The following is a 13,975-nucleotide window of genomic DNA, read 5'->3' on the forward strand; positions in this document are numbered from 1 at the left end:
CGTCTCACAAATTTTTATCAACGGTATTCAGAGAATTCTGGCCTTTGACTTTATATCCGCTGTCGTGCACCATTCGGATCACTAACTTTTCATCGACTATAAAAAATACCCGGAAATATCTACAGGAGACGCGCGTCAACATGGCTACCCTCAAGCTCTTCTACTGCCCCGGTCATCTGTCCTTCGCGCCGCATGTGATCCTGAACGAACTGGGTGCCTCCTTCGAACTCGTCCATGTATCGATCAGGGACGGCGCGACTCAGACCGCCGAATTCAAACGTCTCAATCCGAAGGGCAAACTGCCTGTTCTTCACACCGGCCCGGACGTGCTCACGGAATCCTCCGCCATCCTGCTGTACCTCGCGCTGAGCCGGCCCGAGCGCGCGTTACTGCCCGACTCGCCGATGGGTATCGCACGCGCGGTCGAGTGGATGAACTGGCTGGCTGCCGTGCTGGCCGGCACGGTCGGCCCGAACTTCCATCCCTCCCGCTTCACGAACGACCCGAACGCACACGACAGCATCCGGCAAAAGGGCCGCGAAAGCATCCTGCCCGTCTACACCCAGATCGACGACCGTCTCAGCCACGGTGACTGGGCGCTCGGCGAGCACTACTCCATCGTCGACCCGATGCTGCTGATCTTCTTCAAGTGGGGAAACATGCTGAAGCTGAACATGCAGCAATTCGAACACTGGAGCGCGCACGTGGAACGCATGCTGCAACGTCCCGCCGTTCAGGCCGCCCTGCAAACCGAAAACATTTCCGTCTGGGAGTGACGCAGCATTGCACGTCGCGTGTCGCACATCGCGTCCGGGCCGGAATCCGTCACGACCTGGGCCTCCCTGCTTTACTGCCTATCCATTCGCCGCCGGAACAACCATCTGGCGCGCTCGCCGCTCGCGTATCGCAAACGATCCGATGCAGCCGGTCAACACCACCGCGACCGCCGACAGCAGCATGCCGAAGTACTGATAGGCCGTGGACATCTGCATCGATTTCACGAGGATGCCGAAGACCGCAACGCCGAATGCGCCGGATATCTGCCGGAAGAAATTGACGACGGCCGAGATCATGCCGCCGCGCTCCGGTCCGATCGACTGCATCGCGATCGCGGTGATCATCGGCGGCACGAAGCCGATGCCGAACGTGGTGAGCGCGAAGGCCGGCAACATCAGCCGGTAATCGAATCGCAACGCGGGCACCGCCAGATAGAACATGCCCGGGATCATCAGCGCAAAGCCGACCGCGATCGCGCGCTCCGGACCGTAGGTTCTGCTGATCCTGCCGCTCAACATCGTCGCCACGATCAGCGGCAGCGTGATCGGAATGAACGACAAACCTGCATCGAGGATCGACATCTTCAGGTAGTAGCGGAAATACAGACTCGCGAAGAACACGATGCCGAAATACGCGAAGTTGACGAGCACGCCGTAAGTCAGTGCCTTCTGCAAGCCGATGTTGCGGAAAATCTCGAGTGGAATGGCCGGGTATTTGTGCCGCCGCTCGACTCGAACGAACAGCCATAGCCCGCCTGCCGCGGCAACGAGCAACGCGACGCGAACCGTCGGCGTGAGGTCGGAGTAGTTGATGATCAGCAGCAGCAGCGCGCTCGCGAATGCGAGAAGAATGCCCTGACCGAGCCAGTCCTGCGGCCGCGCCTGGCGCAGCGGTGTGCGAGGGACATACCGAAGCGTCAGCAGCACACCAAGCGCGCACACCGGCAGGTTGATGAAGAAGATGTAGCGCCAGCTGGCAATGGCGTTGATGAGACCGCCGAAGATCGGACCGCACGTGAGTGCTGCGCCGCCGAACGCGATCCAGATCGACACGAGGCTGACGCGCAGACGCGCGTTGTCTGCGAACGCCCAGTTGATCGCGGCAAGCGAGTTCGGCACGATGATCGCCGCACCGATGCCCTGCAGAAAACGGGCGGCAAGCAGCGCGGACACCGACGGCGCGAACCCGCACGAGAGCGATCCAAGCGCGAACACGCCATAGCCGGCCAGCAGGAATTTGCGGCTGCCGAAGCGATCGCCCAGCACCCCTGCCGACAGCAACGCGACCGAGAACGACAGCGTGTAGAGGTTGACGATCCATTGCAGCGCGGCCACGTCGATACGGTAGTAATCGCGTATCGCGGGCAGGCTTAGATTGACGATCGAGACGTCGAGCTGGACCACGAAATAGCCGAGCGACGTCGCCGCCATGAACAGCACGAGTTGCCACGCGCTCATGCGGCTCACCACCTGGATCGGATGTGTCAGGACGGGCGATTCAGTCATTTCGTGCAGTCGGGTCCGGGTAAAGGAGGCCTCGTTCGGAGCAGCGACGTCGGCCGCGAGCGAGTGTGTCGCGTCTGTCGGAGCAGCGAATGCGAGAACAATGCGACGACCCTGACGAGACGTCAAATATATTTTTCCCGCCTAATTGAGTCGTAAAAGATATCAGTGACTTTTGTGCGAAATTCGCCTGCGACGCATCGATGTCACGCAGAGGCTATTGCGGTGCGGTGTACGGAATGCCCGGTCTCGTGCCGAAGACCGCGTTGCAGAGGTCGTGGAACGCGCGCTTTTTCAGGCGTGGAAGGTGCGACGGGAGGAGTGAAAACATTTGGACTTCTGAATGAAGCTCGAAGCGTCGTGAGTGGCGCGAACCATAGCGGCAGGAGGCTGCTATCCGACCGGACAGCAGCCTCGAACAAACAACGCGTAAGGAGTGCGCGTGTCGCGCGCGCACCGTCTACCTGTACCGCACGGCTGCATTGCGCAACCGCGGCGGTTCGTTCGGAACGACGCGCCTAAAGAAACCGGCTCACATCCGTATGAAACCGCACGGCCAACGCCTTCGCGACATTCTTGCTGATCGCGCGACGCCCCGCGAGAATATCGCTGATCACAGTCGGCGAAGCGATATCGGATAGATCCTTTTGTCGCAGCTTGTGTGTCTGCAGCAGGTAGCGCAGCACGTCGCGCGGCGATGCGTCCGGCAGCGGCAACTGCCCGGCCTGCTTCGCCTCCCACGCGGCGATCAGCATCGTCGCGATCTCGAGCAGATCGGCGAGCGGCGCAGGTGCGTCGCCGTGCAGATGCGCGGTCAGATCCTTCGCGAACTGCTTGAGCGTCTCGTAGCCTTTTTCGCTGCGAACCGGCGTCAACGGTACCTGGTCCTGCAACGCAGTCCAGGCCTCGGCGATGGCGGGAAACGATCCCGCGATGCGATCGGCGTTCATGTTTTCTGGCTCTTCCTCTTGCTCGCGCCGTGCGCCGTCCGCGTGAAGCTCGTGGACGAACGACGGCTGTCTGTTGGTATCGATCGAAAAATCGGCGGGTTGTATCACGCTCATTTGCTTTACCTTCCCCACATGCTGCTTTGCGCGGAATCGCGCGGCCACGCGGGATCGAGCGCCTGCACCGGACGGCGCCCGCGTGCGCCGGCGGCCGCCACGGCGCGCGTGACCTCGACCATGAACGCACGACGGAACGTCGCGGCCGAAAACCGCTCCGCGTTCGCACGACACACCGCAGGCAGAATCGCGTCGCGATGACGCTCGAAGCGATCCACCGCTTCGAGCAACGACGACACGCTCTGCTGTCCGAAATGCACGCCGGTCGGTTGCGGTTCGCCTAACGGCACCACTGTTTCGAGCGCCCCGCCCTTGCCGTACGCGATCACCGGCGTCCCGCACGCCTGCGCTTCGACGACCGCAATGCCGAAATCCTCCTCGGCTGCGAACACGAACGCCTTCGCGCGCTGCATGTGATCCTTCAGCACGGCGAACGATTGATAACCGAGGATCTCCACGTTCGGCCCCGCCTTCTCGCGGATCTTCTGCATCTCCGGACCATCGCCGATCACGACGAGCCTGCGCTGCGGCAGCGCGGTGAACGCTTCGACGATCAGGTCCATCCGTTTGTACGGCACCATCCGTGACGCGGTCAGATAGAAATCGTCTTTCTGCTCGCAGACGTCGAAGCTCTGCACGTCGACCGGCGGTGCGATCACGGATGCTTCGCGTCGATAGGTTTTCAGCATCCGGCGCGCGACGAAATGCGAATTCGCGATCAGGCAGTCGACCCCGTTCGCTGAACGCGCGTCCCAACCACGCAGGTAATGCAGTAACACGCGCGTTGCCCACGAGCGCGGACCGCGCGTCAAATGTGCTTCGCGCAGATACTGATGCTGCAGGTCCCACGCGTAGCGCATCGGCGAGTGCACGTAGCTCACGTGAATCTGGTCGGGGCCGACCAGCACGCCCTTCGCAACCGCATATGAACTCGTGACGATCAGGTCGTAGCCCGACAGATCGAACTGCTCGACCGCGAGCGGCATCAACGGCAGATACGCGCGATAGCGTTTGCGCGCGAACGGCAGGCGTTGAATGAACGACGTCGTCACGGACTTGCCGCGGACCGGCGCGCGGTCCTCGAGAAAATCGACGAGGCTGAACAGATCGGCATCGGGAAAGCACTGGACGATCTGCTCCAGTACTTTCTCCGCACCGCCGGGCGCCACGAGCCAGTCGTGAACGATCGCCACTTTCATGATCTCTGCTACCTGTAAAAAGGCGCATGGACGTCCCCATCGCCACGCAGTCGAGTGTACGGGCCGTGTCTCGCGCCGTGCGTGCGCACGGCCACACTGCGCACGCGACAGTGCGCGAATAATGGAATCTCCCGGTCTTTGTCTCGATATCTTCCGGCAGCGGTCCATATCTCGATATTCCTTCGGCCTGTCTCGTAATTCGCGTGTGGTCCGCGACGCGTGACGACATCCGCTAACGCCCTGTCCTGCACGACGATGAACGCTCCTCCCAATCTCGCTTCTTCGCTCCCCCTCGCCGCCGCCGATCCGCTCGACAGCGCGGCCGCCGCACACGCCTCGAAGGAAGTCCCGTTGGGGGATGCACCCTCCGTGCTGTTCGTCGATCAAAGCGGTCAACTGGGTGGCGCCGAATTCGCGCTGCTGCCGCTCGCCGGGCTGTGCGCGTCGCGCGGTGAAGTGGTGTTGCTGTCGGACGGTCCGTTCCGTGCGCGGCTCGAAGCGCTCGGCGTGCGTGTGCGCGTGATCGGCGATGCGCGCGTGTCGGGGATCGGACGGCAATCGCTGCGCTTCGGCTGGCTACGCGCGCTGCCCGCGATCGTGCGTCAGGTGTGTGCGCTCGCGCGTGAAGCAAAACGTTTCGACGTGCTGTTTCTGAACACGCAGAAGGCGCTCGTGCTCGGTGCGCTCGGCAAGCCGTTGCATCGTCGGCCGGTGATCTGGTATCTGCACGACATCATGTCGCCGGAACATTTCGGCACCGCGCAGCGCGTGATCGTCCGATGGCTCGTGCGTCATGCGGTCGATCACGTGGTCGCGAATTCGCAGGCGTCCGCGCAATCGCTCGCGACGCTGACGGGTCGCGCATCCGACATGCCGCCGGTCGTGCACAACGGCATCGACACGCACGCATTCGACACCCCCGCCATCGATCATCCCGACGACGTCGTTGCATTGCGTCGTCGTCTCGGCCTGCCGGAACACGCGTGGCTCGCGGGACTATTCGGGCGCCTCGCGCCGTGGAAAGGTCAGCATGTCGCAATCGATGCACTCGCGCGCCTGCCCGACGTGCATCTGGTGCTGGTCGGCGCGGCGCTGTTCGGCGAGGATGTGTACGCTCGGCAGTTGCACGATCGGGCCGAACGACTCGGCGTCGCGGAGCGCGTGCATTTCGCGGGCTTTCAGGACGACATGCCCGCGTGGATGAAAGCGATGGACGTGGTGCTGCATACGTCGACGGATGCGGAGCCGTTCGGGCGTGTGATCGTCGAGGGGATGGCGGCTGGGCGTCCGGTGATCGCGACGGCCGCGGGCGGCGTGACCGAGATCGTGCGGCACGGGCATAACGGCTGGCTCGTCGAGCCGGGTAACGATGTCGTGCTCGCGGATGCGATACGGACGCTGCACACTTCGCCGGTGGTCGCGCGGCAGCTGGCACAACAGGGGCTCGTCGATGCGCGGCGCGATTTCTCGCTCGATGGCTTTTTGCGGCGAATGACGCAGGTCATTGCCGATATCGGGCGATAAGCCGCGTTGCGCGACCGCTGATCGGGATTCGCCCGTATCAGCGCGTGAACGGCGACGTGAGCATGTGACGACAGCAGCGGTCGGTGGATATCGGCGGTTCGTGCGCGTGCATTGACGGCGGGAACATTGCCCGTCATCGAGCGCTTGCGCCTTCACACGGACCCGAGACGGTCATTGCGAGTCACACCCCGGATCGATCGCTCTCTACTGCGATGACGTTTCTTCTCGTGACGATACGCACGGGGCGCGTCAGCTTCCGGTTGATGTCAGGAATGAGCGATGCCGGCAGTGCAAAGGGGCCGGCCGTCCTCAAATCGGCCACATGCATCAAGTACCGGCCAGCGATGTTGAACTGCACGAACGCCTCGATGTGCGGGTTGTCGCGCATGGCGATCTGCATCGCGTCTGCGTCCAGCACATACGATGGGGAAACGATAAATACGCTACCGTCGACTGGAGGGAGCGCGCGATTTCCGGCGTGAACGATCCATTCGAGGCCTGCTTTCGTCACCGCTCCGCGAAGAGACATGCCGAACATCACGCCGTCCCCATCGGCGTTGTGTTTGAGCCACCAGTCGTTCTGCCAGTCTTCATACCCCATCAGCGTGCCTTCGAGGCGTTCGTAGTGCTCGTTCCACCCACCCGAAGCGCCAGCGCAGTGCGACACCAGTTTCAGGGCTGCAATACGCCACTCTTCACCCGTCGGCGTGTACAACGCACTGATCATACGATCGCCCTGCGGGGAAGCGCCGACATCTTCTTCTTCGACGTACAGCAGACCTTCCGCGACGTAGTGATCGTAGCGAGCTTTCAGTTCCCACGAGTCGTGCATATCTCCGAAAAACATCTTCGCGAGTTTTTTCCGGCCTTGCAGCAGCAGCGGCAACTCATAACCCGAGTGGAACAAATAGGGAGTCTGATGCCATTTTCTGCTGTCTCTGTGTAGCGTGACCAGGCGCTGTTCGCTATCGAACGGTATGTTGAACGCGTTGCAAAGCGACGTGACTTCGTCGGGGTCTAATGTGTAGATCCCGTCGAAACCGGGATTGTCGGCTTCATCGATCGACAGAATGCGCCAGAGCTCAGCCAGGTCATTCGTTTCAAACCGTGCGCCGACGCACGGATACAGCAGATCGGCGTCGATCGCATACAGCACGAATGCGAAATTTGTCTCTGGGGTTTTCATTTTCTGTCGGTCCTGACTGGAAGCCGGTCGATCGCCATGTATCGGTATTCGAATATCCGCAGCCCGGAACGTAACGCCAAACCGGGCTTCAGGGAGCTCCCTCTTTGTGTAGTTCGTCCGGCTTGTCGTCGGAAGCGCTGCTTCGTCTGTCGGGTGGCCTTCAGGTCTCGACTTCTGCATGCTGCACTGCGAGCTATAGCCCCACGCAAACACACACCCGAGTTAGTTCATAAAAGTTCATTAAAGCGCAATGCATAACCGCCGATATTAGAAGAGCAATTAAACCGACCGGCCATAAAACATGAAAAAGAACGCGCAGGGATTTGCTCAATTCGTTTCTCCCCGTAAACGGCCTGGCGCCGGACCGCTCAGGCTCTCCTGTCTGACACTGGCCGCGTTGAGCGCATTCGCGCACCCCGCCCTCGCCGCAAATTTCATGGTGGCCAGTAACGCGGACCTTATCGCTGCGATCAACGCCGCCAATGCGTCGAGCGACGCGAGTTCGACCATTACGTTGACGCAGAGCTTTCAGGTCGCCCCCGGCAACGTACCGACCCCGACGAAGGCCCTCACGATCGACACGCAGGGCTTCACGCTGACGGGCAACCCGAACATCAACTGGTCGAATCCGGCATCGGGTGCCCCGACCCTGACCCTGCTGGGAACCTTTACAGGTACTAATGCCGTGGGTACTGGCGGAAGCCTGTCGGTGTTCAACGGCTCGGTCATCAATGACGGTTCGATCAAGGGATTCTCAAGCGGCGCCACTGGCACGGCACAACACGGCGTGCAGTTGTCCGGGACGGCGACATTCGTGAACAACGGTTCGATCGTCGGTGGAGATGCACCCTCCATTGGCACGGCGGGAATCGGCGTCAACACGTCGATCACCGGGGGACTGGTCACGCTGACCAACAACGGGACGATCCAGGGCGGCAGTACCAGCGGCAGAGGCGGAGCGTTCGGCGTGGTTCTGGGAACGCCTACAAACGGGACGCTGACCAACACCGGCACGATTCGCGGCGGCTCCGATCTGATCGGCACAAAGGCGGGCGGCGCGGCTGTCGAAACCCGGAAGACGGGACCCGCGGGCATCATTTCCATCGTCAATTCAGGCACGCTGATCGGCGGCAACGACGCCGTCGCGATCTTCGGGCTCGGAGCAATCAACCTGATCAACAGCGGCACGATCCAGGCCGGCAGCGGCCAGACCGACGCGATCAATTTTTTTGCGGGGAGCACGGGTCGGCTTGTGCTCGAACTCGACGCCGGATCGGTCATCAACGGCAACGTCGTGGCAAGTGCCGCAGCGGCAAACAACGCGTTCCGTCTGGGCGGCAGCACAAACGCGTCCTTCGACACATCGTCGATCGGCAGCACCGCGCAGTACCAGAACTTCAACACTTTCGAGAAAATCGGCACGAGCACGTGGACGCTGACTGGCACGACCACCGCCGTCACGCCGTGGACGTTGACCGACGGCATCCTGCAGATTTCCAGCGACGGCAATCTCGGCGACGCGTCCGGCGGACTCACGTTCAACGGCGGCACGCTCGAAAACACCGCGAGTCTCGCGAGCGCGCGAAGCGTCGCGATGACGGCAAACGGCACGCTGCTCACCGACGCCGGCACGACGTTGACGCTGAACGGCGTGCTGTCGGGTGCCGGTGCGCTAGCCAAGGACGGCGCCGGTACGCTCGTGCTGAACGCAGCGAACACGTACGCGGGCGGCACGACGGTCGATGCCGGCACGCTGGTCGTCGGCGACGCGACTCATAACGTCGCGACGCTCGGCGCAGGCCTCACCACGGTCGCTGCCGGTGCGACGCTGGGCGGTTATGGCTCGGTGTCCGGTGCGGTGAACAACAACGGCACGATCTCGGCGGCGAATGCGCTCGCATCGCTCGCGGCGGGCGCCGCCGGGACGCTGCGCATCGGCGGCGATCTGAACAACGCGGGCGTCGTCAATCTCGCCGCTGCTTCGGGACAAACCGGCAACGTGCTGAACGTCGCCGGCAACTACACGGGTACGAACGGCCAGGTCGTGCTGAACACCGTGCTCAACGAAGGCGGCAGCGCGACGCAAAGCGATCGTCTCGTGATCGGCGGCAATGCGAGCGGCAGCACGTTGCTGCAACTGAACCGTTCGGGCTCGGGTACGGCGACCACCGGCAACGGCATCCAGCTGGTGCAGGTCGGCGGCACGTCGGCCGCGAACAGCTTCCATCTGGCCGCGCCGATTCAGGCCGGCGCGTATCAGTATCTGCTGTATCAAGGCGGCCCGACCGACGCGAACAGCTGGTACCTGCGATCGCAGTTCGACCCGGTCACGGCGACCGATTCATCGGGAACCGGCGGGACCGGTACAGCGCCGTCCGGCACGACCGGCAATGCTGCTTCGGGGGCGGCCTCGCAGATCGCCTATCGTCCAGGGGTGGCCGGCTACGCTGTCACGCCGCTGCTCGTCACCGACTATGGCTTCACGATGCTGGGTCGTCTGCAGGAACGTGTCGGCGATCAGGCGAGCGTCGAAGCCGCGAACCAGTCCGCAAGCAAAAACGGCGTGTGGGGGCGCATCGGCGGACAGAATCTGCAAGCCGATGCAGGCAACCGCTTCTCCGCCGACGAGCACACGTTCTTCGCGCAGTTCGGCAAGGACTGGACCGTCGCGCGCGGCACGAACGGTGGCAGCACACATACCGGCGCAACGCTCAGTTTCGGCTCGACGTCCGCATCGTTTGCCGACAGCGCGCGCGGCGTCACCGGGCAACTGTCGGACACGACCGGCACGGTCGAAACGCAGGCGCAATCGGTCGGCGGCTACTGGACGAAGTACCTGCCCGACGGCACCTACTTCGACACCGTCGGCCAGTTGACGCACTATCAAAACCAGTACGGCGACGTGTACGGCGGCAACGGCCGGCAGAACGGATTCGGCGCGGGTGTATCCGGCGAAGCGGGCAAGCCGTTCTCGCTCGGTGTGGGCGGCATCGCGATCGAACCGCAGGCGCAACTGCTCTATCAGTACATCCACTTGAATCACTTCAGCGACGGCATCTCGGACATCGGCACGAACACCACCAACGCGCTGCGCGGCCGGCTCGGCTTCCGGCTGTTCCGGGCCAATCTCGACAACGATGCGAAGAATTCGACGTTGACGCCGTATCTGACCGCCGACGTGCTGCACGATTTTTTCTCGCCGGGGCAAACCAGCGTCGGTGGCGCGACGTTGGACAACCAGCTCGGTAAAACCTGGTACGACGTGGGTGTGGGCTTGACGGGCAGCTTTGGGAAAAGCTCGTCGGTGTATGCGAACGTCACGTACGCGCACAGCATCAGCGGCGACTATCGACGCAACGTGTTCGGGCAGGCGGGGTATCGGTTTAGCTGGTAGCGTCCGTGCGGCGTGACTGGGCCGTTGTCGTTGCTCATCGTCACTGACGGATGCCGCTCGATGGTGGCTGCATCCGTCACAACCGCCGCTTCATCAAACCCGAATGAGCGGTGTGCGTCACCGGTAGAAGCAGCAACGCAACGCCTATAATCGTCGCAGACCAACCTGCGGCGAACACAATAATGAATCGGCGTACATGGACAGGCTTAAAGACTGCGAGCGTCCTCGCGGCAATGGCAAGCGCAGTTCTCATCGCGGGATGCGCTGACGGCGACGCATGGCAAGCGGGCCCGTCGCCGGAAGAAGTCGCGCAAACGTGCCTCGCTCAACTCGGCACCCCCGCCCCGTCACTCGATCGACTCGACCACCCGCAGTGGTCGCGCTACGTGGGATGCACGCTCGGCCGCAATATACGCACCCGACAAGGCGAAATCGAAGGTTATCCGGAGTCGATCGTCACGGTGCGCTTTGCGCCGGACGGCGCGTTCGTGTCGGCGAGTCTGCTACAGAGCAGCGGCAACGCCGCATGGGACAAAGCCACCGAGCGCGCGATCGCCGCCGCTTCGCCGTTGCCGCATGCGCCGGTCGGCAAACCGGTGACACGCATCGATCTGCACTTCCGGCCGCACATTCCGGTGGGTCTGTCGGGCCAGAGCAACTGGTCCGTCCGCCATTGCACGACGGTCGGCACCGCGAAGACCTGCGAATGAGATTGAAATGCGCGGCCCTGAATCACGGGCCGTCATGCGGTAAACCGCTTACTTGCCGTACTCGATAGTCTCGACGCCCTGCTCCGCGCCGATCAGGCACAGGTTCGCGCCACGCGCCGCGAACAGCCCCACGGTCACGACACCGGGCCAGCTGTTGATCTGCGCTTCGAGCGCGCGCGGATCGTCGATCCGCAGACCCTTCACGTCGATGATCTCGTTGCCGTTGTCGGTGATGAACGGCGTGCCGTCCTTCGTCACGCGCACCACCGGCACGCCACCGAGCGCCGCGATGCGTCGACCGATCGCGGTGCGCGCCATCGGCACGACCTCGACGGGCAGCGGGAACTGACCGAGCACAGCGACGCGCTTCGACGCGTCCGCGATGCAGACGAACACGTCCGACACCGACGCAACGATTTTCTCGCGCGTGAGCGCCCCGCCGCCGCCCTTGATCATCGCGCCGCTCGCATCGATCTCGTCGGCACCGTCGACGTACACCGTCAGCGTGTCGATCTCGTTCAGATCGAACACCTTGAAGCCGTGCGATTCCAGACGCGCAGTCGTCGCGACCGAGCTCGACACCGCGCCGCGATAGCGTGACCGGCTCGCGGCGATCGCATCGATGAAACAGTTCGCGGTCGAGCCGGTGCCGACACCGATCACGGCGCCTTCGGGCACGTGCGCGTTCACGTAGTCGGCAGCGGCGCGGCCGACCAGTTGCTTGAGTTCGTCTTGAGTCATGGGAGGAGGAGCAGGAGGCGGAAAAGCTGGAGTTTACCGGAGTCGCGCGGTCTTCGACTCACGGTCCGCGCTGTGCATCCGGCGCCACCGTTGCTGAGGATGCAGCGGTCGGCATGTACTTGTCGAGCAACGCCTGCGCGATCGCATCGGTTTCGGCATCGGCGTGGCCGCTGTAGTCGGCGGGACGGAAATGCATCTGGAACGCCGCGAACACGCGTCGCGTGCGTTCGTCGAGCACGCCGTCGGTCGCGACGTCGTAGCCATAGCGCGCGAGTTTTTGCTGTAGCGACTGCACGTCGACGGGCGCGTGCGGATCACGCCCGGCCAGATCGTGCTCGACCGTCGCCGCGTCGGGCCACGCGCCGACGCCCGCGTCGTAAAGCTGCTTCCACGGAAACAGCGGACCCGGATCGATCTTGCGCTGCGGCGCGATGTCGCTATGACCGACGACACGCGTCGGCGCGATCGCATAGCGTGTGACGATGTCCTTCGACAGACGGATCAGCGCGTCGACCTGCGCCGGCGGGTATGGCTGCCAGCCGCGACCTTGCGGGGTATCGATCGGCCCGAGGTTGACGTTCTCGATGCCGATCGATGCCGCGTTCAGCTCGGTTGTGCCTTGCCACGAACTCGTGCCCGCATGCCACGCGCGCTGCGACTCGGGCACCAGTTGCCACACGACTGGCTCGCCGTTCCGGATCTGCGGCGCGTCGGGCACGACGTAGTGCGCGCTGACGCCTTCGGTGGTCAGCACCTGGATCGAGCGGCGTTCGTCAATTTCGGTGTAGTGCATCACGAGAAAGCGCACGCGCGAATCGACGTTCTGAGCGTGGTAGCGCGTATCGGCGACGTAGGTGCCGCGATCGATCGATGTGGAGGTCGAGCAGGCGGCGAGCAGCAGCGCCAGAAACGCGAATACGAGACGTACCCGCGCCAGGCTCGGCGTCAGCGCAAACATGGTCCGCGTTACGCCTTGACCTTCACCGACCGCTGCCGCACCGCCTCGAACAGACACACGCCCGACGCCACCGACACGTTCAAACTCTCGACCGTCCCCGCCATCGGAATCTGCATCACCTCGTCGCAGGTTTCGCGGGTGAGGCGGCGCATGCCCTCGCCTTCGGCGCCCATCACGAGCGCGACGGGGCCATCGAGTTTCGTTTGATAGAGGCTGGTCGTCGCCTCGCCGGCCGTGCCGACGATCCACACGCCCGCGTCCTTCAACTCGCGCAGCGCGCGGGCGAGGTTCGTCACGGTGATGTACGGCACGGTGTCCGCCGCGCCGCTCGCGACCTTCGCGGCGGTCGCGTTCAGGCCCACTGCGCGGTCGCGCGGCGCGATCACCGCGTGCGCGCCGGCCGCGTCCGCGACGCGCAGGCACGCGCCGAGATTGTGCGGATCGGTGACGCCGTCGAGCACCAGCAGCAGCGGCGAACCGTCGACACCGTCGAGCAGCTCCGCGAGATTCTGCGCGAGCGCCACTTCGCTCGCGCGCGCGACGACGCCCTGGTGGCGTTCGGTGTGCGCGAGGCCCCACAGACGCGTTTCATCGGCGGCGATCACGCGCACGCCGGCTTCTTTCGCGACGCTCAGGAATTCCGTCATCCGTCGATCGCGACGCGTCGCGTCGTAATAGACGTCTTCGACCGTCGAAGCATCGTGCCGCAAACGCGCGGTCACCGCGTGAAACCCGTAGAGAACCTTGAGACGTGACATGACTGAACAACCTTTGTAGATGTGTTTCTTCGATGCGCGGCCGGCGCGTGGTCAACGTCGACCACAACCACTCACAACCGGCGCGCCCATGCGAAACGCGCGCAGCAGCGGCGAACCTGCCCGCTGCTGCGCGCGCCTGGACCCGACGCGGCGAACGCCGCG

Annotated in this window: 11 protein-coding genes; 4 read left to right on the forward strand and 7 right to left on the reverse strand. The window is 63.5% G+C overall.

Annotation, left to right across the window (positions count from 1 at the left end):
* The first annotated feature begins 140 nt into the window (after positions 1-140).
* Positions 141-776 (forward strand): glutathione S-transferase family protein, encoded by a 636-nt coding sequence (locus tag E1748_RS20895; RefSeq protein ID WP_133649044.1) that lies wholly within the window; start codon positions 141-143, stop codon positions 774-776.
* Positions 777-854: 78 nt separating this feature from the next.
* Here E1748_RS20895 and E1748_RS20900 read toward each other — a convergent pair whose 3' ends face one another.
* From E1748_RS20900 to E1748_RS20910, 3 genes are all read right to left on the reverse strand, one after another.
* Positions 855-2,282 carry an MFS transporter gene (locus E1748_RS20900; protein ID WP_133649045.1) on the reverse strand — a complete coding sequence of 476 codons (1,428 nt, stop codon included), beginning with the start codon at positions 2,280-2,282 and terminating at the stop codon, positions 855-857.
* Between the two features lie 515 nt (positions 2,283-2,797).
* Positions 2,798-3,229 carry a helix-turn-helix domain-containing protein gene (locus E1748_RS20905; RefSeq protein WP_133649461.1) on the reverse strand — a complete coding sequence of 144 codons (432 nt, stop codon included), beginning with the start codon at positions 3,227-3,229 and terminating at the stop codon, positions 2,798-2,800.
* Positions 3,230-3,348: 119 nt separating this feature from the next.
* Positions 3,349-4,542: a glycosyltransferase family 4 protein gene (locus E1748_RS20910; protein WP_133649046.1), complete on the reverse strand. Its 1,194-nt coding sequence runs from the start codon at positions 4,540-4,542 to the stop codon at positions 3,349-3,351.
* 255 nt (positions 4,543-4,797) lie between these two features.
* Between E1748_RS20910 and E1748_RS20915 the strand changes: the two genes are divergently transcribed.
* On the forward strand, positions 4,798-6,066 hold the full coding sequence (locus E1748_RS20915; protein WP_133649047.1) for a glycosyltransferase family 4 protein: 1,269 nt from the start codon (positions 4,798-4,800) through the stop codon (positions 6,064-6,066).
* 181 nt (positions 6,067-6,247) lie between these two features.
* Here the strand turns inward: E1748_RS20915 and E1748_RS31815 are convergent, their stop codons facing one another.
* Positions 6,248-7,252 (reverse strand): hypothetical protein, encoded by a 1,005-nt coding sequence (locus tag E1748_RS31815; protein WP_240766703.1) that lies wholly within the window; start codon positions 7,250-7,252, stop codon positions 6,248-6,250.
* Positions 7,253-7,688: 436 nt separating this feature from the next.
* On the opposite strand from E1748_RS31815, the gene E1748_RS20925 reads away from it, so the two are divergent.
* Both E1748_RS20925 and E1748_RS20930 read left to right on the forward strand, forming a co-directional pair.
* Positions 7,689-10,646, forward strand: coding sequence for an autotransporter family protein (locus tag E1748_RS20925; RefSeq protein WP_166653595.1), 2,958 nt, complete (start codon positions 7,689-7,691; stop codon positions 10,644-10,646).
* 233 nt (positions 10,647-10,879) lie between these two features.
* Complete coding sequence (locus E1748_RS20930; protein WP_166653596.1) at positions 10,880-11,356, forward strand: energy transducer TonB; 477 nt, start codon at positions 10,880-10,882, stop codon at positions 11,354-11,356.
* A 48-nt stretch (positions 11,357-11,404) separates the two neighbouring features.
* On the opposite strand, the gene rpiA is transcribed toward E1748_RS20930, so the two are convergent.
* The 3 genes from rpiA to rlmB are packed head-to-tail and all read right to left on the reverse strand — an operon-like array spanning position 11,405 to position 13,813.
* Positions 11,405-12,097, reverse strand: coding sequence for a ribose-5-phosphate isomerase RpiA (gene rpiA, locus E1748_RS20935; protein ID WP_133649050.1), 693 nt, complete (start codon positions 12,095-12,097; stop codon positions 11,405-11,407).
* Positions 12,098-12,155: 58 nt separating this feature from the next.
* Positions 12,156-13,055 (reverse strand): N-acetylmuramoyl-L-alanine amidase, encoded by a 900-nt coding sequence (locus tag E1748_RS20940; protein ID WP_133649051.1) that lies wholly within the window; start codon positions 13,053-13,055, stop codon positions 12,156-12,158.
* 8 nt (positions 13,056-13,063) lie between these two features.
* Positions 13,064-13,813: a 23S rRNA (guanosine(2251)-2'-O)-methyltransferase RlmB gene (gene rlmB / locus E1748_RS20945; RefSeq protein WP_133649052.1), complete on the reverse strand. Its 750-nt coding sequence runs from the start codon at positions 13,811-13,813 to the stop codon at positions 13,064-13,066.
* Positions 13,814-13,975 lie beyond the last annotated feature (162 nt).

It is taken from the genome of Paraburkholderia flava (genome assembly GCF_004359985.1).
Lineage (GTDB): Bacteria > Pseudomonadota > Gammaproteobacteria > Burkholderiales > Burkholderiaceae > Paraburkholderia > Paraburkholderia flava.